The following is a 22,735-nucleotide window of genomic DNA, read 5'->3' as shown; positions in this document are numbered from 1 at the left end:
TAGAACAATAGATTAGTAATTATCGACTACGCTAGTAGGACTTCATCCTCAGAAAAACTGTTATATGTTTTTGAAACGCATCAAGCATTTACTCATTCTTAGTACCGTCGCGGTTACTTGCCTGCTTGTTGCAGCTCATCACGTTTTAGGCACGAACTTGTTATACGTGGCTATCGCTAGCGTGGTCATTTGCCATCTCATTTTATTCTTTCTTGTCAAGCGTTCCTTTACGAAGGGCTCTCTTACAAAATCAACTGAGCAAGGCGCAGAACTCACTAAGTATAAACGTGAACAACAAGCGATCTTACAAACGATCGTAGACGCATTGATCATCATTGATGAACGAGGAAAAATTACGCAAATAAACCCAAGCTGCTCTCGATTATTGGGGTATAGCGAAGAAGAACTTTTAGATAAGAATGTCAGCATGCTCATGGCTGACAACTTAGCTAAACATCATGATCAATATATTCAAAATTACCTTGATACAGGGGATACTAAAATCATTGGTATCGGCCGGGAAGTCAAAGCGCGACATTAGCAAAGAAGTTTCGCTGTGCGAAAAGCTGGTCAAGGAAGCGACGCATGATCAGTTAACGGGCTTATCTACAAGACGCAAACTCGAAGAATTCGTGAACATGCTCATCAGTAGTTCACATAGATCAAACCGTTTGTTCGCAATCTTGTTTATTGACCTGAACAACTTCAAACCAATTAATGATCTACACGGGCATGAGGCAGGGGAAGCAGTACTCAAGAGCATCGCAAAACGAATCAGTGCTTTAACTCGTCAAGAAGACTTATGTGCTCGAATCGGTGGTGATGAGTTCGTGGTTGTCATATCTGAGTTGAAAAACAACTCAAAACTAAAATTCATTACCGCAAGGTATGCGAGTGAGCTAAGTAAAAATATTGCTTATGAAGATTACTCTATTTCGATCAGTGCAACAACATTTCCTGCTGACGGGAAAGACTACACGTCTCTAATACAGCATGCAGACCGTGCGATGTATAGAGAAAAGTTACGTGATGCTAACGGTCGATCTGATATATCTCACACACTCGAACCCAATGAAGCGGACAAAACCTGTAAACAACTATATTCACTGACGTATATCAGTGAATCATTAGTGTCTAAAGAAGGCATATTGGATGTCCTTAATCAGATTAAAGAAAAATCTGAAATCAATAATTCAAAGCAACACATTACAGGTAAATTGCTGCTAAAAGGAGAACACTTTCTTCAGCGTCTAGAAGGGGAAAAAGTGCATTTAGAGAAATGCTTCGAGCGAGTCAAAAAAGACAACAGGCATCAAAATATACAGTTACTGTATCTTGATAAGATCACGGATCGGTATTTTAAAGACTGGTCACAGATGCCAATCGTCACACTTAATGGCACATCCGATGCCTTTGATAAGCTAGTATCGGATGTTCAAACGCAAGACATTCATATGATCGATGAGCAATCAATTATTCATGTTTTTGATGCGGTAACTAATCTAAGTGAGGACAAATCAGCCCACCTAACATAACTATTCTACCGTTACAGACTTCGCCAAATTTCTCGGCTGATCTACATCCGTACCTTTAATCACTGCGACATAATAACTTAGTAGTTGCAAAGGCACACTGTAGAGAATCGGAGCGATTGTGTCGTCACAATGCGGTACATCTAATACTTTCATTGTTGCATCACTTTCAAACTTAGATGCCTTATCTGCGAAGACATACATCAAGCCACCGCGAGCACGTACCTCTTCCACGTTTGAATGAAGCTTTTCCATAAGATCGTTATCAGGTGACACCACAATCACCGGCATATCGGCATCAATAAGTGCTAATGGACCGTGTTTTAACTCTCCTGCAGCGTAGGCCTCTGCATGGATATACGAGATCTCTTTAAGCTTTAACGCACCTTCCATTGCAATCGGATATTGATCTCCACGACCCAAGAACAGACTATGATGTTTATCTGCGAAATCTTCAGCGAGCAGTTTAATCTGCGCATCCATCTCTAAAGCTTGGTCAATTTTACTCGGTAACGATTGTAGTGCCGATACGATCTCTTTTTCTTGGTCTGGGTTAAGCGCTTTATGTTTTCCAATCGCTGCGACTAACAGAAGTAAACCAGCTAATTGAACTGTAAATGCTTTTGTAGAAGCGACACCGATTTCAACACCGGCCTCCATCATGTAAGCAAGATCTGATTCACGTACTAGAGATGAACCAGGAACATTACAGATAGTGAGACTCGATTTATAACCGAGTTCTTTCGCTAAACGCAGGGCCGCTAGCGTATCTGCTGTTTCTCCAGACTGAGAGATAGTTACGATTAAAGCATTGTTATAAACAAACGATTTGCGGTAACGGAACTCAGAAGCGATTTCGACATTACAAGACACGCCAGCGTATTGCTCAAACCAATATCGTGCGACCATACCACTATGGTAGCTCGTGCCACATGCAATGATCTGAACGTGATCAATATCCTTTAAAATTTCTTTAGCATTGTTACCGAAAGCACTCGCTAACACTGCACCGTTTTCAACGCGTCCATTTAAAGTATTCTTCAAAGCGACAGGCTGCTCATAAATTTCCTTCAGCATGTAGTGTTTGAATTTACCCTTATCTCCAGCGTCATGCGTTATATCTGATTCGCTTACTTCCCGCTCAACTTGTTCATCGTTGAGATCAAAAATTGTTACGCTGTGGCGAGTTAGCTCAGCAATGTCTCCTTCTTCAAGAAAGGCAAATCTATTCGTAACGGGAAGTAATGCTAGCTGATCGGACGCTAAGAAATTTTCTCCAATGCCATAACCAATGACGAGTGGGCTACCAGAACGCGCTGCGACCAATCTATCTGGATCTGCTGTTTCCATTGCCACGGTTCCATATGCACCGACTAGCTGACGAATGGCTTGACGGAATGCTTCTAGAAGAGTGGAACTAGTTTTGCGTTCATGATGAATAAGATGGGCAATTACTTCGGTATCGGTATCGGACGTAAAAATATACCCTAATCCAATGAGCGTTTTTTTTAGGTCCAAATAGTTTTCGATAATCCCGTTATGTACGACGGTAATTTCGTTACTTGATGTGTGTGGATGGGCGTTTTGTTCATTAGGCTCACCGTGTGTTGCCCAACGGGTATGTGCGATGCCAGTACCACCTAAGCAAGGAGTTTCTGTTAGCGCGTCGGCTAATGCTTTCACTTTACCGACACGACGTACACGTTGAAATTCTCCGTCTTGAGATAACACAGATACACCTGCAGAGTCATAACCTCGATACTCTAAGCGGCGTAAACCCTCGACTAAGATATTAGCCACGTCACGCTGAGCAATCGCTCCTACAATGCCACACATACTTGAAACCCTTATTTATACTCGTTCCTTGAGAAAACCTAGTCTTTCGTTGGTTTTTTCCAATTGGAAATATTTACTTGCTTACCTCGCGCTACAGCGAGTTGATGCTCATCGACATTTTTTGTCACGACAGAACCTGCACCTACCGTTGCACCCTTCTCAATTTTTACTGGGGCGACGAGAGACGAGTTCGAACCAATAAACACATCATCGCCAAGTTCTGTTTGGTATTTGTTTACACCGTCATAGTTACAGGTGATCGTGCCTGCACCGATATTTACACCCGCGCCAATCTCTGCGTCTCCGATATAGCTCAAGTGATTCACTTTCGAACCTTCGCCAATATTTGTTTTCTTCGTTTCGACAAAATTACCGATTTTAGCGTTGTCAGAAAGCTTAGTTCCGGGGCGGAGTCGAGCATAGGGGCCAATATCGCAATCCGATCCAACAATAGAGTCCTCGATGACTGAATTCGCTTTGATAACCGTACCTGAGGCAATAGTAGTGTTTTTAATCAAGCAATTAGGACCTATTGAAACGTTGGCTTCTATTGAAACATTGCCTTCAAAGATACAATTTAAATCGATTGTTACGTCTTGACCACAGGCCAAAGTACCACGGATATCAATACGGTTTGGATCAAATAGGCTCACGCCGTTTCTTAACAAGGCTTCACCAAGTTGGGATTGATACCAACATTCAAGTTCACACAGTTGTAAGCGATCATTTACGCCTTGAACTTCTTCTGGAGAATTCGGAAAACACGCTTCAACTTCTTTTCCTTGATTAACCGCTAAAGCAACAAAGTCAGTCAGGTAGTATTCTGCTTGTGCATTATCAGCCCTAAGTTGTGGAAGCCATACATTCATATTATTCGAACTGAATGCCATGAATCCTGTATTTACTTCTTGGATCGCTAGCTGTTCGTCAGTTGCATCTTTTTGCTCGACAATCGCAGTTACTTCTTGCGCGATATTACGAACGATTCGACCATAACCTGTTGGATCGGCTAGCTCGATAGTAAGTAGCGCAAGCGTTTCTTCATCAGCCATCTCTACTAGCTCAGTAAGCGAATCTACACCAATTAGTGGCACATCGCCGTACAATACGAGTACTTTGGAATCGGAAGTTATGTTAACAGCAGCCTGAGCCACGGCGTGACCTGTCCCAAGTTGCTCGGTTTGCTGAACCCAATTGATTGGAAATGGAGAATTAGAAAATGCTTTCTGTACTTGATCAGCCCCATGTCCGATTACTACATGAAGACTTGTTGGATTTAACCGTTGTGCCGTATCTAAAACGTGTTCAAGCATCGGCTTTCCGGCCAATTCGTGCAAAACTTTTGGTTTTGCAGACTTCATTCTAGAGCCCTTTCCCGCGGCCAATACTACAACATGTAAATCCATAACCACTTCCATGATTTTCTAGTTAATAAAATTAAGTGTAGCGTGAACTTTAAACTTTGATCCGCTCACAATTATTTTTTCTTAAATAAAAAAGGCAGCCTTATAGCTGCCTTTTTAGCACTCGCTGAAAATTACTTTCTACGAATGTATTGTACCGCTCTCAAACGAGCTGTCGCTTCTGCTAGCTGCAAAGCAACACGGTTATAGTCCATGTCGCCTTTTAAGTTAGCAAATTCACGTTCCGCTTCAGCTTTCGCTTCAAGGGCGGCCGCTTCATCGATGTGATCAGCACGTTGAGCAGTATCTGAAAGAACAGTTACTACGTTTGGTTGTACCTCAAGGTAACCACCAGTGACATAGAAAACCTCTTCTTCACCGCCTTCTTTAACGACGCGTACTGGACCAGGTTTAAGACTAGTCATCAACGCTGCGTGGCCTGGAGCGATACCTAAATCACCAGACTCACCTGACGCAATCACTAGCTCAACAGAGCCAGAAAAAAGCTGTTCTTCGCAGCTTACGATGTCGCATTGTACAGTTGTACCCATAGGTCTTCTCCGGTAGAAATCAGTGTCGTAATAATTATCACGACACTAATAACTCAGATTACATGTCCTTCGCTTTCTCGATCGCTTCATCGATAGAACCAACCATGTAGAACGCCTGTTCTGGAAGGTCATCGAACTCACCGTTAAGAATGCCTTGGAAACCACGGATAGTATCTGCAAGAGACACATACTTACCAGGAGAACCAGTAAATACTTCAGCAACGTGGAAAGGCTGCGACAAGAAACGCTCAATCTTACGAGCACGTGCAACAGTTTGCTTATCTTCTTCAGAAAGCTCGTCCATACCAAGAATCGCGATGATGTCTTTCAATTCTGCATAACGCTGAAGAACTGTTTGAACACCACGAGCAACTTCATAGTGCTCGTTACCGATTACTAATGGATCCAACTGACGTGAAGTTGAGTCAAGTGGGTCAATCGCTGGGTAGATACCCTTAGAAGCGATGTCACGGCTCAATACAACCGTTGCGTCCAAGTGAGAGAACGTTGTTGCTGGTGATGGGTCAGTCAAGTCATCCGCCGGTACGTATACCGCTTGGATAGAAGTGATCGAACCAGTCTTAGTAGAAGTGATACGTTCCTGAAGAACCCCCATCTCTTCTGCTAGTGTTGGCTGGTAACCTACCGCTGAAGGCATACGACCTAGAAGTGCTGATACTTCAGTACCTGCAAGTGTGTAACGGTAAATGTTGTCTACGAATAGTAGAACGTCTTTGCCTTCGTCACGGAACTTCTCAGCCATCGTCAAACCAGTTAGCGCTACACGCAGACGGTTTCCTGGTGGCTCATTCATCTGGCCGTAAACCATTGCTACTTTAGAGTCTGTAGGAGTCTCTAAGTTAACAACGCCCGCTTCCTGCATCTCGTGGTAGAAGTCGTTACCCTCACGAGTACGCTCACCAACACCTGCGAATACTGAAAGACCAGAGTGCTTAAGTGCGATGTTGTTGATAAGTTCCATCATGTTAACGGTCTTACCAACACCGGCACCACCAAACAGACCAACTTTACCACCCTTAGCGAATGGACAAACTAAGTCGATTACTTTGATACCTGTTTCTAGAAGCTCTGCACTTGCCGCTTGCTCAGCGTAAGTAGGAGCTTTACGGTGAATAGGCATACGCTCTTGTTCACCGATTTCACCGCGCTCATCGATTGGTCGACCAAGTACGTCCATGATACGACCCAGTGTTTCAGTACCTACTGGTACAGAAATTGGAGCGCCAGTGTTTGCTACATTAAGGCCACGCTTAAGACCTTCTGTGCTACCCATTGCGATGGTACGAACGACACCATCACCTAGTTGCTGTTGAACTTCGAGAGTGGTTTCGCCACCGTCAACAGTCAACGCATCATATACATTAGGTACTGAATCGCGCGCGAATTCGACGTCGATTACCGCCCCAATGATTTGTACGATACTTCCGCTACTCATGTTCGGTTCCTCGTTAAAAATATATTCTTTATCAATCTCTTAATCGCTGTGCGCTAAACTGCAGCTGCACCGCTAACAATCTCAGAAATTTCTTGAGTGATTGCTGCCTGACGTGCTTTGTTGTAAACCAGTTGCAACTCGTTGATCATTTCGCCCGCGTTATCCGTAGCGGCCTTCATTGCAATCATACGTGCTGCTTGTTCACATGCTGCGTTTTCCACAACGCCCTGATACACCTGAGATTCGATAAAACGAGTCAATAATCCGTCGAGCAAAGCTTTTGCGTCGGGCTCGTAAATGTAGTCCCAATGATGTTGAAGCTCTTCTTCTCCAGAAGCCTTCAAAGGTAGCAACTGATGTAACTCAGCTTGCTGCGTCATGGTGGTCACAAATTCGTTGTATACAACATAAAGACGGTCGATCTTGCCTTCGTCATAAGCGTCAAGCATCACTTTAATTGATCCAATCAACTCATGCGCAGAAGGTTCTTCACCTAAACCGCTAACTGCCGCTACTACGTTTCCGCCGTAACTTTTGAAGAATGAGATTGCCTTTTGGCCGACGGCACAAATGTCCACTTCGACTTCTTGATCAGCCCATGTCTTCATATCGGCTAGTGTTTTCTTGAACAAATTAACGTTCAAGCCGCCACATAAACCGCGGTCAGTAGATACAACGATATAACCTACACGTTTAACATCACGATCTTTCAGATATAAGTGATGATATTCTGGGGTTGCATTTGCCAGGTGGCTAACAACCGCACGAATTTTCTCAGCGTACGGTTTGCCCTGGCTCATACGCTCTTGCGCTTTACGCATTTTACTAGCTGCAACCATTTGCATTGCACTAGTAATCTTTTGCGTACTTTTAACGCTAGAGATTTGATTTCGTATTTCTTTACCAACGGCCATTGTTAGTTGCCTATAAAGTCTGATTAAAAAACTCGATTAAACGGGCAAGCCCATCTAATTACCAAGTTTGGGTAGACTTAAATGTCTCCAAAGAACTCTTGATACCGTCTGCGATATCATTGTTGTAGTCGCCTTTCTCATTGATCTTATTCATAAGATCAGCTTGTTCAGCGTTCATGTAAGAAAGCAATGCTTCTTCAAATGCTACAACTTTGTTCACTGGTACATCATCAAGGAAACCTTCATTGGCTGCGTAAAGTACAACACCCATTTCAGCAACGCTCTGCGGGCTATACTGCTTCTGCTTCATGAGCTCTGTTACACGTTGACCGTGCTCCAATTGCTTACGAGTTGCTTCGTCAAGGTCAGAAGCAAACTGAGCAAACGCTGCAAGCTCACGATATTGAGCAAGTGCTAGACGGACGTTACCGCCAAGTTTCTTAATAATTTTGGTCTGAGCTGCACCACCTACACGAGATACCGAAATACCTGCGTTCATCGCTGGACGAATACCAGCGTTAAATAGGTTAGTTTCTAGGAAGATCTGACCATCAGTGATCGAAATTACGTTAGTGGGTACGAATGCAGATACGTCACCACCTTGTGTTTCGATAACTGGTAGCGCTGTCAAAGAACCTGTTTGGCCTTTAACTTCACCATTAGTGAACTGCTCTACGTACTCTTCACTAACTCGCGATGCACGCTCTAGAAGACGTGAGTGCAAGTAGAATACGTCACCAGGATATGCTTCACGACCTGGTGGACGACGAAGAAGCAATGAAATTTGACGGTATGCCCAAGCTTGCTTAGTCAAATCATCAAATACGATCAATGCATCCTGACCACGGTCACGGAAGTATTCACCCATTGTAGTACCAGCGTATGGCGCTAAGAAAAGCATTGCTGCTGGATCTGCTGCACCCGCCGCAACGATGATGGTGTGATCCATTGCACCGTGCTCTTCAAGCTTACGTACTACTGCTGCGATAGAAGACTGCTTCTGACCAACCGCTACGTAGATGCACTTAACGCCTGTACCTTTTTGGTTGATGATTGCATCAATTGCAATCGCAGTTTTACCTGTTTGACGGTCACCGATAATCAACTCACGCTGACCACGACCGATTGGCACCATTGAGTCAATTGACTTAAGACCGATTTGAACTGGCTCGTCAACAGACTTACGCGCGATTACGCCTGGTGCAACGACTTCGATAGGAGCCGTCATGTTTGTTTCGATAGGACCTTTGCCATCGATTGGGTTACCAAGTGCGTCAACAACACGGCCGAGAAGCGCTTCACCGATTGGCACTTCCAAAATACGACCAGTACAACGTACTTTCTGACCTTCTGCTAGGCCATTGTAGTCACCTAATACAACGACACCTACAGAATCACGCTCAAGGTTAAGCGCCATACCGTAAACACCGTTTTCAAATTCAACCATCTCACCGTACATTACTTCGGCAAGACCATGAACTAGAACGATACCGTCAGATACGCTGACGATCGTGCCCTCGTTTTGGGCTTCAGAAGAAACATCGAGCTGCTCGATGCGCTTCTTAATGATTTCGCTGATTTCAGCTGGGTTTAGCTGTTGCATGCTTTTAAATCCTCAAATCTGAATCCGCTACCTAAGCACTTACTGCTTCTGCAAGTTTGGCTAATTTGCCTTTCACAGATGCATCAATAACTAGGTCGTTCGCGCGAATAATTGCGCCACCTAACAATGACTCATTGGTCGTTGTTGATAGGTTTACTTTACGATCTAGTTTCTTGCTCAATGCTTGTGCCAGCTTCTCTTGTTGTTCACTACCCAAGTCGTATGCACTTTCTACTTCTACGTCTACTGACTGCTCAAGTTGCGCTTTAAAAGCTTCGAATAACTCTGAAATCTCAGGCAACAATGCAATGCGATTGTTTTCTGATAATACGTGAATCAGGTTACGCGCTTCTTGATTCAAAGCATCGCCGCATACATCACAAAATGTATCGGCTTTCGCTTTGCTAGTTAGTGCAGGGTGATCGAGAACAACAACCATATTCTCTTCCTTCGCTACCGCAGAAGCTGCAGCTAGCATACTTGACCAAACGTCAAGGCTATCAGTTGCTTTTGCTGCTTCAAATGAAGCTTTAGCGTAAGGTCGGGCAATCGTGATTGACTCTGCCATCATCCACTCTCAATAGTTAAATTTCAGAGGCAAGCTGGTCTAGTAACGCGCTGTGCTTGCTTGCATCGATTTCTGCGCCAAGAATCTTCTCTGCACCTGCTAATGCAACTGCTGATACTTCTGCACGTAGTTCTTCACGTACACGATTCTTTTCTTGCTCAATTTCTGCTTGCGCTGCATTCAGAAGACGATCGCCTTCAGTTTTTGCAGTTTCTTTAGCCTCGTCAACGATTTGGCTAGCACGCTTGTTCGCTTGCTCAATAAGCTCAGCTGCTTTAGTTTTTGCTTCTTTCAATTCTTCATCTGCTTTTTGTTGAGCAAGTTCCAAATCTTTTGAAGCACGGTCAGCTGCAGCTAAACCATCGGAAATCTTCTTTTCACGCTCTTGCATGGCAGCCATGATTGGCGGCCATACATATTTCATGCAGAACAACACGAAAACAGCGAAGAAGATTATTTGTCCTATAAGTGTGTAATTAAGATTCACACCAATAACCTCGCTTTGTTGCCGGTTTACTTAGTCAGAAATACTTAAACCTTAATGGATTAAGCACCAACACCTGGAGCAACTACGAAGATCAAGTACATAGCAATACCAACACCGATGATTGGAATAGCATCGATCAAACCAGCAAGTAAGAACATCTTACCTTGTAGCATTGGGCCAAGCTCTGGCTGACGCGCTGTGCCTTCAAGCAAACGGCCGCCTAGAAGACCCATACCTACTGCTGCACCAAGTGCACCCAAACCAAGCATAATTGCAGCTGCAATGATTACTAGTTCCATTTTTTTCTCCTATCTTTTAGATTTCAATTTAAAAATGAAGTGAGTAAAACTCGTTTAGTGGTCTTCGTGAGCCATGCTCAAGTAAACCACGGTTAAAACCATAAATATGAACGCCTGAAGAGTGATAACTAGAATATGGAAAATCGCCCAACCTAGTTGTAAGAAGCCACCAAACAGACCAAAGAATAGTCCCGCGCTGTACATAACGGCGATCAAAATAAAGATCATTTCGCCTGCATACATGTTACCGAATAGTCGCAAACCTAAAGAGAAAGGTTTTGCCAACAAACCAACCAGTTCCATGAACAAGTTTACTGGGATAAATAACCAGTGATTGAATGGATGCATTGTCAATTCTTTAACAAATCCACCCAGACCTTTGATCTTGATTGAGTAGTACAGCATCAAGATAAAGACAGCGACCGCCATGCCTAACGTGATGTTAGGGTCCGTAGACGGAACAATTTTGTGGTACTCAACACCTAAGGCCATCATCAACGAAGGAACAACGTCCACTGGAACAAGGTCCATCAAGTTCATGAGGAATACCCAAACGAAAATCGTTAGAGCAAGCGGAGCAACCAAAGGATTACAACCATGGAACATGTCTTTAACATTGTTGTCGATAAATTCAACGATAATCTCAACAAAGTTTTGAAGACGTCCTGGAACACCAGAAGTTACAGATTTTGCTACGAGAGCGAACAACGCGCAGAAAATGACACCTAGTCCAAAAGACCATGCCAAACTGTCCACGTGAAACGCATTAAAGCCCATAGCAGAAGCTTCTGCTGAGCCGTGCGCCATTGTCCAAGTATCTGCTTCTAAAACAGTACCATCGTAACGTTCATAACCAGCGGGCAACTTACCATACGTGAGATTGGTTAAGTGGTGCTGGATATACTCGGTAGTTGTTGGGTTTTCACCTGCCATAGTTAAGGGCCTACACTTACTTTTAAGAAACTTGTTTAAGGTCTATTTGGCTGTTAACAGCGGATAGATCCCATTAGTTAAGACGAGCACAATAAAAGTCGTCATTAACGCAAATACATCTACTTCTTTATAAAAACTAAATGCCAGAGCAAATCCCATTGCGATTAATAGCAATTTGGAACTTTCCGCACTGTAAAAGCTCTGAACTGTTTTGGCCGCTGCTCTTGCCCCCATATATCTGAAGGACTTAAATGCAAAATATTGCTGAGGAATAATAAAAACCACACTTCCTATAAAGGCTGACAAGGCACTATTCTCACCAGAAATCAGGTAAAAACTGATGACTGAAACGGCCATGACCAAGCACTGAATTCCAAAATATTGGATCAATGGTGGCTTTTTAATTTTCAACTCCAAATATTTATTGGGCGAACAGCGAATACGATGCCCTAAAACGGTTCTTTTCCGCACTATAAAAAAGCGCGGCAATTGTATGGTAAATACCCCTACCATTCAACACTTGGCAGTGCGAATTAAAGTTAGATTGATAATTTTCGTTATAAAGTTTTTTCGTTGCCCATTAACGGTTTAGCCGATGTTCTTATTATTTTATGTGGGAAAGGATGCCGTCTAACTCATTGAGAGAGTTGTACGAAATCACTAACTTACCTTTTCCACCTTTACCATGAGCAATATCAATGCTTGCGCCAAGCTTCTCAGAGAGATCTGTTTCAAGGCGCAAGATATTGGGGTCTTTCTCTGCTTTTGTTGCTTTTTTCGTCGCTGGCGCTTCTAACATTTTTCGCACGAGCGCTTCGGTTTGTCTAACTGACATCGATCGACTATTTACTTGATTCGCGGCAGATAACTGATCTTCTTCGGCTAACGCTAACAATGCCCGACCGTGGCCCATTTCTAAGTCGCCATGCTCTAGCATTAATTTCACATCATCGTTCAAATTCATCAGTCGCAATAAATTTGTAACCGTTGAACGAGATTTGCCAATAGCCTCAGCGACTTCTTGTTGCGTAAGATCGAATTCATCTTGCAAACGTTGCAATGCAATTGCCTCTTCCATCGCATTTAAGTTTTCACGTTGAATGTTTTCGATCAATGCCATAGCTACAGCAGCTTCGTCTGGCACATCTCGAACAATTGTAGGAACGCGATCTAAACCTGCAATTTGTGAGGCTCTCCAGCGGCGCTCGCCTGCGATAATCTCAAACTTACTCTCTGAGATAGGACGAACAACAATCGGCTGCATAATACCTTGCTGTCGAATCGATTCCGCTAGCTCTTCAAGCGCTTGTTGGTCCATGTCGCGGCGTGGCTGATACTTACCTCGCTGGATCAACTCGACAGGGATCTCTCGAAGATGCTTTTCGTCATGAGTCGATTTTTTTAAGGCTTCTACATTTGAGCCTTTCAAAAGAGCTCCAAGCCCTTTTTCACCGATTACCCGCTTCTTAGCCAATTTACTTCCTCTTATACAGCCATCAAATTAGGCTGTGTTTTTTTCTTAGAACGTCGAACGATTTCGCCAGCTAAAGCTAAATAAGCTAGAGCACCTCTGGACGATTTATCATAATACAGTGCTGGCATACCATGGCTAGGAGCTTCTGCTAGTCTCACATTTCGAGGAATCGCTACCTTGTAGACTTGGTCACCAAAGTACTCTTCTAACTCCTCTGATACATCTTTAGTTAGACTATTACGAGGGTCGTACATGGTGCGTAGAATCCCTGAAATTTTTAAATCAGGGTTTATCGTTTCACGAATCTGCTCAATTGTAGTCATAAGGGCTGCCAAACCTTCTAATGCGTAATATTCGCATTGCATCGGTATGATCACGCCATCACTTGCGGATAAGGCATTCACCGTCAACATATTTAATGATGGAGGGCAGTCTATAACAATAAAGTCGTAGTTAGTACGTACTTCGTTTAAACCCAAGCGGAGACGGTGCTCTCGACCAATTTCATTTAGTAACTCAACCTCTGCAGCCACTAAGTCGCCATTTGCTGGTAAAACATCAAATTGCCCATGTGTCGTTTCTACAACAACCTCTTCAAATTTGGCTTTTTTCGTTAGTAAATCATAGACAGTGCGATCTAATTCATTCTTCATAATGCCGCACCCCATCGTCGCATTGCCTTGGGGATCAAGATCAATCAAAAGGATCTTTCGCTTTGTCGCTGCCAAAGACGCGGCTAAATTAACGCTGGTAGTCGTTTTTCCTACACCGCCTTTTTGATTAGTTACTGCAAAGATTTGAGCCACAGGCTTACCTATTTCTTACTTAGTTTGATGTTTTTGCTTTTTCTATAATAAGTAAATGACGCTGTGCATCACAACCAGGGACAGTTAGCTTTATCACATCTTGATAAACATACTCTGACGATAGTGCACTTGCTTCATTTTCCACTTCGCTTCCTTTCATAGCAAGAAGCTTTCCATTTTCTGATAAACAAGGGCCACATAAACTGGCAAAATTTTCTGCAGCAGTAAATGCTCTGGAAATTATGGCGGGGAAAAAACGCTTACCAACAAGTTTTTCTATTCGCGTATGCAGCACCTCGACATTTTTTAACCCCAGAGTAATCGCTGCTTGCGTCAAGAATCGCGTTTTTTTGATATTGCTATCGACCAAGGTAAATTGGCTATTGGGAAACAGTAGCGCAAGAGGAATACCAGGTAAACCAGGTCCAGTACCCACATCCATGATTTCTGACTCAGTGATAAACGGAACAACGCTTAACGAGTCAATAATATGGCGCTCCAACATTTCTTTCGGATCGCGAATCGCTGTTAAGTTGTAGGTGGAGTTCCATCGATACAGTAGTGAAACATACTCAACTAACTTATCTGCGTTCTGAACACTTAGCTCTATGCCGATTTCACCTGCAGCGTTTAACAGACATTCAGAAAACCCTTCGGTATTAATCTGGCCCACAACTAATTCGTCTCTTTCACGGATATTGCGCGCTTCATACTCGCTTTTTTCATGAACACCAGAACAAGTGAGATAGCAGCAGGTGTTACGCCAGGAATGCGCGAAGCTTGAGCAATCGTTGTAGGCTTCTGAGTCATCAACTTTTGCTTCACTTCATTCGACAAGCCCGATACTTGTTCATAATCAAAATCATCTGGAATCACAGTATTTTCATTCTTACGCAGCTTATCTATCTCATCTTGTTGACGTGAGATATATCCTGCGTACTTTGTCTGAACTTCTATCTGCTCAGCGACATCTTCTCGAGTAACGTGCTCAGGATCTAATTCAGAAATGTTTTTATATCCAATTTCGGGTCTGCGTAATAATTCTTCCAAGCTGTATTCGCGCGAAATCGGGTTTGGTAATAAATCGTTCAACTTATTTGCTTGCTCTGAGTTTGCCTGAACCCAAGTACTCTTAATTCGGGCTTGCTCTTTCGCAATTGCTTCTGTTTTTTCTTGGAAAAAAGACCAACGCTCATCGCCAACAACACCAAGATTGCGACCAATCTCAGTCAATCGGAGATCTGCATTATCTTCTCTAAGCAGCAATCGATATTCGGCACGACTGGTAAACATACGATATGGCTCAGAAGTACCTGAGGTAATTAAGTCGTCAACCAAAACACCGATGTATGCTTCGTCTCGACGCGGATACCATTGCTCTTTGCCATTAGCTCGCAACGCAGCATTTAATCCAGCAAGCAAACCTTGTGCGCCAGCTTCTTCATATCCTGTGGTGCCATTGATTTGTCCGGCAAAATACAAACCGTCGATAAAGCGCGTCTCAAGGGTATGTTTAAGATCTTGGGGATTAAAATAATCATACTCGATTGCATATCCTGGACGCGTGATATGCGCATTTTCGAATCCGGCAATAGAACGCACGGCAGCGAGCTGTATATCGAAAGGCAAGCTGGTCGAAATGCCATTTGGATATAATTCATGCGTTGTTAAACCTTCAGGTTCAACAAAAATCTGATGTGTGTCTTTGTCTGCAAAACGATTAATCTTATCTTCAATCGATGGGCAGTAACGAGGCCCCGTCCCTTCAATCACACCTGTGAACATAGGCGAACGATCAAAGCCTGAACGAATGATGTCATGGGTACGCTCATTGGTATGTGTAATAAAACACTCAATTTGACGCGGATGTTGCGCTACATTCCCCATGTAGGACATGACGGGAGTAGGTGAGTCGCCTGGCTGGCGTTGCATTACGCTGAAATCTACACTTCGTGCATCAATACGAGGAGGCGTTCCCGTTTTTAATCTACCGACACGGAAAGGCAGCTCTCTCAAACGATTGGCTAGCGCAATAGAAGGAGGGTCTCCGGCACGTCCGCCACTATGATTTTCTAGGCCAACGTGAATGACACCACCTAAAAAGGTTCCCGTAGTCAGTACGACCGATTCCGCTCTAAACGTTAAGCCCATATTGGTGATCACACCTTTTACGGAATCACCTTCAACAACGAGATCATCAGCAGCTTGCTGGAATATATCTAAGTTTGGCTGATTCTCTAGGATATCCCTGATCGCAGCTTTATATAAAATTCTATCTGCTTGAGCGCGCGTCGCTCTAACTGCAGGTCCCTTTCGACTATTCAATACGCGAAATTGTATTCCCGCCAAATCAGTCGCTTTCGCCATAGCGCCATCAAGAGCATCAATTTCTTTTACTAGATGACTCTTACCAATGCCGCCTATAGCCGGGTTACAAGACATTTGTCCAAGCGTCTCGATATTGTGCGTCAACAATAATGTTTGCGCGCCTGTCCGTGCTGAAGCGAGAGCTGCTTCAGTACCAGCATGACCACCACCTATAACAATGACATCGTAAAGCTTTGGATATTCCACAAATAACCTCTAAAAACGGAATAAAAAAGGGCGCGCAATTATAATGAGTCACGCTTCGCTTTAACAGAATGAAATGTATATTTTTTGATCAAATTTAACTAAAGCTATGAACTTAAATGATTTTTTGCAAATATTCGCTTTTTATCCAAAGAGTTATCCACAGAATTTTAGAGATAAGACTTAAAATAAACATCATAAACCATTGTTTTATATAGTTTTTACTAATATTTATATTAATGAGCGAAGAAATAACTCAATGTTATCCACAGGAATCTAGGAATTTTTCAGCGTTAAAACAATATCTTCTAAAGCTTTAGAGCTTATTTGTTCAGGCATTACAGGGGCAGAAGCGAGTATCTTTACCTTTGACCAAAACCGCTTTGGAGCTTTCTGAAGAGCAGGCCTATCTTTGTGACTAAAGAAGCTTCCCCACAGGCCCACCAAAGCTAATGGTATTACTGGAACAGGATCTCTTTCTATAATTTGCTCGATCCCGGCTTTAAAAGGCTTTATCTCTCCATCATCAGTTAGCTTTCCTTCTGGAAAAATACAAACAAGCTCATCGTTATTTAAAGCCTTAGAAATCTCATCAAATGCATTGTGGTATGTCTCTTCGTCTTTATGTTTGGGAGCAATTGGAATCGCATTCACCAACTTAAAGAACCACGATAGAACAGGTTTTTTAAATATCTTGTAGTCCATTACAAACCGAATGGGTCTTGGGCTGGCACCGGCAATCAATAACGCGTCCATGTAACTCACATGATTACAGACAATAACGCCTGCACCAGTTTCAGGAATACTGGACAAATTAACGTGTTTCACTCGATACATGGTGTGAGATACACACCAAACAACGAATCGAATAAAGAAATCCTTTACTCGAACAAAGATATATACACAAACGATCACATTCATAATCGATAATGCAAGGAAAAATTTAGGAATAGTAAGATCAAGCATTCCGAGTAAAATCATCGCCGTAATCGCGCTAGCGACCATAAACAATGCGTTGATAATATTGATAACAGCAATTGTTCTTGCTCTGACTTCTTCTGCAGCACGTTTCTGAACATAAGCGTAAAGAGGCACAATAAATATCCCACCGAATATGCCAATTCCCAAAAGGTCAATTAAGACTCTCGAGCTCTGTTCTCCGGTAAAATACATTAACCATGTAATTGAGTGATCAAGATTCACTTGGCTAGCAAAATATAAATCCACACCAAACACACTTAAGCCAATCGCTCCAAACGGTACAATGCCAAGCTCAACGCGCGATGATGATAGTTTTTCACAGAGCATTGAGCCCACGCCGATACCCAAGGTAAATATCGCTAACAGCAGAGTAACAACCGACTCGTCACCTTGGAGCGTTACTTTTGAATAGTTAGGGAATTGAGTGAGATAAGCAGCACCCAAAAACCAAAACCAAGAAATAGCTAAAATAGCCAAATAACTTGGTTTATCAGCCTTAATCAGTTTCACCATCTGATAAGTGTTAGTCAGGGGATTCCAAGAAATCTGCAAATCAGGTTGGGATGATGGTGCCGATGGAATTGACCGACTAAAAACATAACCAATCACTGCAAAGACGACTATTAACACAGCTGACCACCACAAGTATTGGGGGTGTTGCACTATAAAGCCCGCACCAATCGTGCCTAATAAAATCGCAACGAAGGTGCCCATTTCAACTAACGCATTCCCTCCTACTAATTCTTCGGGCTTTAAATGCTGAGGGAGAATCGCGTATTTAGCAGGACCAAAAAACGTACTTTGTAAGCCCATCAAAAATAACAATGCCAACAATACGTAATACAACTCAAAAATAAATGCTAAGGCAGCAAATGACATCAATACGATCTCTGCTAACTTGATTCGCCGCATCAACATCGCTTTGTCATATTTGTCGGTAATTTGGCCTGCAATGGCCGAGAACAAAAAGAAGGGAAGGATAAATAAACCAGCCGCTAGATTGAGCAGTAAATTGGTATCCACTGCAATCTTATCAACGGCATGATAAGCAACGATCAACATCAAACAATTTTTGAATATATTATCGTTGAAGGCGCCAAAAAACTGCGTGGCGAAAAATGGAGCGAATTTTTTGTTCTTTAATAACTGACTTTGGCTCATCCTTGAATACCTTTAGATTTTGTTTGCAGTAATAGTATTTATTTACCTATACAAAAACTGCCAAATATTTCTCCAAGTAAATCATCAGGACTAAAACGTCCTGTAATTGTACTCAGAGCTTCTTGAGCAAGACGCAAATCTTCAGCAAGTAACTCACCTGCATTAGCAACCACTAACTGATCTCGCCCAAGTCGTACATGCGTCAAAGCAGTATCTAAGGCGTTCAAATGACGTCGTCTAGCGGTAAATGTACCTTCTTCAACTTGTTTAAAACCCACAAAGCTCTTGAGCTCTTGTTTTAACAAATCAACACCATTGTTTAGCTTGGCGGACAAACGAATAAGTGGATAAGCCCCATCGCTTACGAATTCTGATGACTCACTTGTTTGATCAATTTTATTCTGCACAAGAAAAATATGATCTTGTCGATCTAATCGCGCTAAAAAGTCATTCCAATCATTTTTTGGATCAAAATTTGGTTCTTTTTTTCCATCAAAAACTAACAGAATAAGATCAGCTTGGTTTATTTCGGCCCAAGCTCGCTCGATACCAATTTGTTCAACTTTATCAGAACTATCTCTCAAACCAGCAGTATCGATAATGTGTAAAGGCAAGCCGTCTAAATTGATTTGCTCTTTTAAGACGTCTCGTGTTGTCCCTTCAATATCAGTAACAATCGCGGAATCCGTTCCCGCCAAAGCATTTAATAAACTCGATTTCCCAGCATTTGGACGCCCCGCAATAACAACTCGAACCCCCTCAGTGAGGAGGGCACCTTGATTCGCTGAACTCAAGACTCTTTCTAGACTAAGAATCAAGCCATCTAATTGTTGCAAAACTTGGGAATCAGCAAGAAAGTCTATTTCTTCTTCAGGGAAATCAATCGCAGCTTCAACGAACATCCGAATTTTAATCAATTCATTCGTCAAACTTGTAATGCGCTTCGAAAAATCACCATGCAAAGAACGCAAAGCACTGCGTGCTGCAGCCTCAGAATTACTATCAATTAAGTCGGCTATTGCTTCAGCTTGAACTAAATCTATCTTGTCATTTAGAAAGGCACGCTGAGTAAATTCTCCAGGCTCTGCTAGTCGAGCTCCATGAGCCAAACAAGTATTAAGCAGCATATCCAAAACAACTGGACCACCATGTGCTTGTAACTCAAACACATCCTCTCCAGTAAACGAATGAGGAGCTTTAAAATACAGGCCTATGCCTTGATCAATAGCTTGCCCATTTTCATCAAAGAAAGTGCTGTAAAGCGCTTGGCGTGGAGTCGGAGATTGTCGAAGAAAAGATTGCGCGATTGAAACCGCCTTTTCTCCTGATATACGAACTATGCCAACACCACCACGGCCCGTTGCCGTGGCAATCGCCGCGATGGTGTCAGAATGATAGTCCGTCATACCCTAAGCTTTTGCACCATTCTCAATCTGGCGTGTGATGTACCACTGCTGTGCTATCGATAAAATGTTGTTTACTAACCAGTAAAGAACCAGTCCAGAAGGGAACCATAAGAAGAATACAGTCATCATCACAGGCATTATCTTCATAATTTTCGCCTGCATTGGATCAGGGGGGGTCGGATTCAACTGCATTTGAATGAACATACTAATGCCCATCAAAATAGGTAACACGAAGAAAGGATCTTGAACTGATAAATCTTCAATCCATAAGAAGAATGGCGCATGACGTAGCTGCACACTCTCCATCAACACCCAATATAGAGCGATAAACACCGGCATTTGAACCAAGATTGGTAAACAGCCTCCCAGCGGATTAATACTTTCTTTACGGTAAAGATCCATCATCGCCTGAGACATTTTCTGGCGATCATCACCATATTGCTCTTTCAGCTGCTGTAATTTCGGCGCAACACGACGCATGTTGGCCATCGAGCGATAACTCGCAGCAGATAATTTAAAGAATAAGACTTTGACGACGACAGTTACCAAGATAATTGCAACACCCCAGTTCATGACGAGGCCATGCAAGAAATCTAGCAATAAAAACAAAGGATAAGCTACAAAGAATAACCAGCCATAATCTACGGTTAAGTCTAAATTCTTCGCTGTTGCTTCAAGCCGATCGATAATCTTAGGGCCAAGATATAGTTGCCCACCGACACTTGCTTTCTCGCCAGGTGCTACAACAGTCGCAGGACTGATATAACCCATCAAGTAACGACCATTTTTGACACGTGTTTGATACGTTTGAACGACTTCAGAATCGGGAATCCATGCTGAAATAAAGTAGTGCTGAATAAATGCAATCCAACCACCTTGAATCTGTTGATTCACTGGCGACTCGAGCATGTCTTCGAAATCAATTTTTTCATAAGGTTCTTCAGCGCTAGACAGAACCATACCGAGATATGACTGCATACCTAGGCTATTTTGTTGTGATGGATCTACGGTTCTATCACGTACAATCTTGCCTGAAAAATTCGCTTCGAATGTGTTCTGAGATTGATTATCTATTAAATATTCAACGTTAATACGATAATCATCGCGAGCAAATGTATATCGTTTTGTTAAAGCTACGCCATCGTCAGAAGTGAAGTTGAGATCAACTTGTAGCTGTTCTTCATTGTCTGCTAACACATACGAAGTCTGGGCACTTTGATAGATCGGTTTACCGCCATTTTTAGACGAGTCAAAACCGTTTTTGCCAAATAAACCACTTTCGATAATATAAAATCGTTGGTTATCATTTTGAAGCAATGGAAGCGGCGTATTCGTATCAAAACCTTCATCGTAATTGAGCAATAACGCTGATTCTAAGTTACCGCCTTCAGTATTGATTTTCAGATCTAATACATCAGTTACGACAGAAATATACTGACTTGCTGCTGATGAGCTAGTTGATTCAGATAACTGTGTCTGCTCTCCCGGTACCGCAAACTCAGCTTCAGCGCTAGTTTCGTTTGAAAAACTCACATCATTTACAACTGATTGTTGTTCTACCTTGGCTTTCGTTTGCGCAGTTCCATAATCCTTGTTCCATTCTAAAACAAGCATATAAGACACGATGGCTAAGCCAACAAAAATAATCGTTCTTTTAATATCCATTCAGTCAAACCAACTAATTTATTATCGTAGGTGCTATAAAATATCTTTATTCTCAGAGTCTTTAGTTAGCGGAACAGGGTCGAATCCGCCTTTACAACCAGGATGGCATCGTCCAATTCTTTTTAATGCTAACCAAGAACCCTTGAGTGGCCCATGCACAGAAATTGCCTCAATTGCGTACTCCGAACAGGTAGGTGAGTACCTACAAGATGGAGGCAATATAGGGCTGATTGCTAGTTGATAAAAGCGTATTGGAATTAAAAATAGCTTTTTTAGCATTTCTACATGGACCGTTTAAAAAACCGCCGGCAAGTGTACTACGATTTAGCTCTTTGTTTTAGCTTTCGCCAAATATATTGCAGTTCTTTATTTAAGTTTTCGTTTTCAGCGTCGGCAGCCGAGCGTTTAGCCATGAAGACTAGATCATAGGAAGGAAGCTTATGTTGGGATTGTCGAAAGCTTTCACGTAAAACGCGTTTTATGCGATTTCTGTTTACAGCGAATCTAACGTTTTTTTTCGCAACAATGATCCCAAGCTTTGGATGTTGGAGCTCTTGTTTGCTTGCGAGACAGAGAAAATATTGAGTGGAGAGTTTGATATCGACGCCACTGAATACGTCAGAATAATCTTTCGCATTCAGAAGGCGTATCGATTTGGGAAAAGTATTATCTGACGTTTCCGTCATTATAGAATGCTTATGCACTCAATACTTTACGGCCTTTAGCGCGACGACGAGCAAGTACTTGACGACCGCTTTTAGTAGCCATGCGTGCACGGAAACCGTGTGTACGCTTGCGCTTAAGTACGCTTGGTTGGAATGTTCTTTTCATTTGCAATACTCACAACTTGGTTTGGCAAAAATTCAGGGTGCGGGATTGTATGGCTTTTAATCTAAACACGCAAACCTTTTTTTATCTTTTCTCGAACGTAGTGAGAGTTAATAAATATAAGAAAAAAGAAATAGATAGTGAATAGTAGTTATTAGTAGGCGCTAACTTCTGTGGATATCAATAAAAAACCCATAAAAATCAATAATTTATTGGATTAGTAAGTACGTGCTTAACTATGTAGATAAGCCCTCAATAAGC

Annotated in this window: 24 protein-coding genes and 1 pseudogene; 3 read left to right on the top strand and 22 right to left on the bottom strand. The window is 42.5% G+C overall.

All coding sequences use genetic code 11. The features are described 5' to 3' along the window. Positions 1 to 64 precede the first annotated feature (64 nt). The gene (locus A3739_RS10945) at positions 65 to 541 is read left to right on the top strand and encodes a PAS domain S-box protein (protein WP_068474684.1); all 477 of its coding nucleotides are present in this window, start codon (positions 65 to 67) and stop codon (positions 539 to 541) included. Continuing rightward, a complete protein-coding gene (locus A3739_RS10940; RefSeq protein WP_082878362.1) occupies positions 459 to 1,535 on the top strand; it encodes a diguanylate cyclase in 1,077 nt (358 codons plus the stop codon). The genes A3739_RS10945 and A3739_RS10940 overlap by 83 nt, the downstream gene beginning before the upstream one ends. On the opposite strand, the gene glmS is transcribed toward A3739_RS10940, so the two are convergent. The 16 genes from glmS to A3739_RS31425 all read right to left on the bottom strand — a co-directional run bounded on the left by glmS (position 1,536) and on the right by A3739_RS31425 (position 17,270). Beyond that, entirely contained in the window at positions 1,536 to 3,368 is a 1,833-nt protein-coding gene (gene glmS, locus A3739_RS10935; protein WP_068482970.1) for a glutamine--fructose-6-phosphate transaminase (isomerizing), read from the bottom strand. A gap of 38 nt (positions 3,369 to 3,406) precedes the next feature. After that, positions 3,407 to 4,774 (bottom strand): bifunctional UDP-N-acetylglucosamine diphosphorylase/glucosamine-1-phosphate N-acetyltransferase GlmU, encoded by a 1,368-nt coding sequence (gene glmU / locus A3739_RS10930; protein ID WP_068483020.1) that lies wholly within the window; start codon positions 4,772 to 4,774, stop codon positions 3,407 to 3,409. A 131-nt stretch (positions 4,775 to 4,905) separates the two neighbouring features. Continuing rightward, positions 4,906 to 5,322, bottom strand: a complete 417-nt coding sequence (locus tag A3739_RS10925) for a F0F1 ATP synthase subunit epsilon (RefSeq protein ID WP_068475520.1) — start codon at positions 5,320 to 5,322, stop codon at positions 4,906 to 4,908. A 58-nt stretch (positions 5,323 to 5,380) separates the two neighbouring features. Continuing rightward, the gene (gene atpD, locus A3739_RS10920) at positions 5,381 to 6,778 is read right to left on the bottom strand and encodes a F0F1 ATP synthase subunit beta (RefSeq protein ID WP_068482973.1); all 1,398 of its coding nucleotides are present in this window, start codon (positions 6,776 to 6,778) and stop codon (positions 5,381 to 5,383) included. A 53-nt stretch (positions 6,779 to 6,831) separates the two neighbouring features. After that, the gene (gene atpG / locus A3739_RS10915) at positions 6,832 to 7,692 is read right to left on the bottom strand and encodes a F0F1 ATP synthase subunit gamma (RefSeq protein ID WP_068482977.1); all 861 of its coding nucleotides are present in this window, start codon (positions 7,690 to 7,692) and stop codon (positions 6,832 to 6,834) included. 58 nt (positions 7,693 to 7,750) lie between these two features. Continuing rightward, positions 7,751 to 9,295, bottom strand: a complete 1,545-nt coding sequence (atpA, locus tag A3739_RS10910) for a F0F1 ATP synthase subunit alpha (RefSeq protein WP_068482980.1) — start codon at positions 9,293 to 9,295, stop codon at positions 7,751 to 7,753. 31 nt (positions 9,296 to 9,326) lie between these two features. Next, on the bottom strand, positions 9,327 to 9,863 hold the full coding sequence (locus tag A3739_RS10905) for a F0F1 ATP synthase subunit delta (RefSeq protein ID WP_068481440.1): 537 nt from the start codon (positions 9,861 to 9,863) through the stop codon (positions 9,327 to 9,329). A gap of 16 nt (positions 9,864 to 9,879) precedes the next feature. Continuing rightward, positions 9,880 to 10,350, bottom strand: coding sequence for a F0F1 ATP synthase subunit B (locus tag A3739_RS10900; protein WP_068482983.1), 471 nt, complete (start codon positions 10,348 to 10,350; stop codon positions 9,880 to 9,882). A 59-nt stretch (positions 10,351 to 10,409) separates the two neighbouring features. Further along, positions 10,410 to 10,649, bottom strand: a complete 240-nt coding sequence (gene atpE, locus A3739_RS10895) for a F0F1 ATP synthase subunit C (RefSeq protein ID WP_068453646.1) — start codon at positions 10,647 to 10,649, stop codon at positions 10,410 to 10,412. 54 nt (positions 10,650 to 10,703) lie between these two features. Further along, entirely contained in the window at positions 10,704 to 11,582 is an 879-nt protein-coding gene (gene atpB / locus A3739_RS10890; protein ID WP_068482987.1) for a F0F1 ATP synthase subunit A, read from the bottom strand. Positions 11,583 to 11,624: 42 nt separating this feature from the next. Then, positions 11,625 to 12,095, bottom strand: coding sequence for an ATP synthase subunit I (locus A3739_RS10885; protein WP_082878361.1), 471 nt, complete (start codon positions 12,093 to 12,095; stop codon positions 11,625 to 11,627). 91 nt (positions 12,096 to 12,186) lie between these two features. Then, the gene (locus A3739_RS10880; RefSeq protein ID WP_068482990.1) at positions 12,187 to 13,056 is read right to left on the bottom strand and encodes a ParB/RepB/Spo0J family partition protein; all 870 of its coding nucleotides are present in this window, start codon (positions 13,054 to 13,056) and stop codon (positions 12,187 to 12,189) included. An 11-nt stretch (positions 13,057 to 13,067) separates the two neighbouring features. Further along, positions 13,068 to 13,862, bottom strand: coding sequence for a ParA family protein (locus A3739_RS10875; protein WP_068482994.1), 795 nt, complete (start codon positions 13,860 to 13,862; stop codon positions 13,068 to 13,070). Positions 13,863 to 13,881: 19 nt separating this feature from the next. Further along, positions 13,882 to 14,535, bottom strand: coding sequence for a 16S rRNA (guanine(527)-N(7))-methyltransferase RsmG (rsmG, locus tag A3739_RS10870; protein ID WP_197472271.1), 654 nt, complete (start codon positions 14,533 to 14,535; stop codon positions 13,882 to 13,884). Between the two features lie 2 nt (positions 14,536 to 14,537). Beyond that, positions 14,538 to 16,436 (bottom strand): tRNA uridine-5-carboxymethylaminomethyl(34) synthesis enzyme MnmG, encoded by a 1,899-nt coding sequence (mnmG, locus tag A3739_RS10865; protein ID WP_068482998.1) that lies wholly within the window; start codon positions 16,434 to 16,436, stop codon positions 14,538 to 14,540. Positions 16,437 to 16,709: 273 nt separating this feature from the next. Beyond that, complete coding sequence (locus A3739_RS31425) at positions 16,710 to 17,270, bottom strand: lysophospholipid acyltransferase family protein (RefSeq protein ID WP_369819768.1); 561 nt, start codon at positions 17,268 to 17,270, stop codon at positions 16,710 to 16,712. A 31-nt stretch (positions 17,271 to 17,301) separates the two neighbouring features. On the opposite strand from A3739_RS31425, the gene A3739_RS31420 reads away from it, so the two are divergent. Further along, on the top strand, positions 17,302 to 17,508 hold the full coding sequence (locus A3739_RS31420; RefSeq protein WP_369819767.1) for a DUF2523 family protein: 207 nt from the start codon (positions 17,302 to 17,304) through the stop codon (positions 17,506 to 17,508). Here the strand turns inward: A3739_RS31420 and A3739_RS31415 are convergent. The 6 genes and pseudogenes from A3739_RS31415 to rpmH form a co-directional block, all read right to left on the bottom strand. Continuing rightward, a pseudogene (locus tag A3739_RS31415) lies at positions 17,442 to 18,476 on the bottom strand (MFS transporter); the annotation flags it as partial. The gene A3739_RS31420 and the pseudogene A3739_RS31415 overlap by 67 nt on opposite strands. Positions 18,477 to 18,613: 137 nt before the next feature. Beyond that, positions 18,614 to 19,981, bottom strand: coding sequence for a tRNA uridine-5-carboxymethylaminomethyl(34) synthesis GTPase MnmE (gene mnmE, locus A3739_RS10855; protein ID WP_068483003.1), 1,368 nt, complete (start codon positions 19,979 to 19,981; stop codon positions 18,614 to 18,616). Positions 19,982 to 19,984: 3 nt separating this feature from the next. After that, the gene (gene yidC / locus A3739_RS10850) at positions 19,985 to 21,646 is read right to left on the bottom strand and encodes a membrane protein insertase YidC (RefSeq protein ID WP_068483006.1); all 1,662 of its coding nucleotides are present in this window, start codon (positions 21,644 to 21,646) and stop codon (positions 19,985 to 19,987) included. 33 nt (positions 21,647 to 21,679) lie between these two features. Next, positions 21,680 to 21,925, bottom strand: coding sequence for a membrane protein insertion efficiency factor YidD (gene yidD / locus A3739_RS28095; protein WP_082878359.1), 246 nt, complete (start codon positions 21,923 to 21,925; stop codon positions 21,680 to 21,682). A 38-nt stretch (positions 21,926 to 21,963) separates the two neighbouring features. Continuing rightward, the gene (gene rnpA, locus A3739_RS31410) at positions 21,964 to 22,332 is read right to left on the bottom strand and encodes a ribonuclease P protein component (protein WP_068476076.1); all 369 of its coding nucleotides are present in this window, start codon (positions 22,330 to 22,332) and stop codon (positions 21,964 to 21,966) included. 10 nt (positions 22,333 to 22,342) lie between these two features. Further along, positions 22,343 to 22,477 carry a 50S ribosomal protein L34 gene (rpmH, locus tag A3739_RS28090; protein WP_082878358.1) on the bottom strand — a complete coding sequence of 45 codons (135 nt, stop codon included), beginning with the start codon at positions 22,475 to 22,477 and terminating at the stop codon, positions 22,343 to 22,345. Positions 22,478 to 22,735: the final 258 nt, after the last annotated feature.

This window comes from Oleiphilus sp. HI0067 (assembly GCF_001635735.1).
Note: the sequence above shows the minus strand (reverse complement) of the source record. Positions and strands in the feature narration are given on the sequence as shown.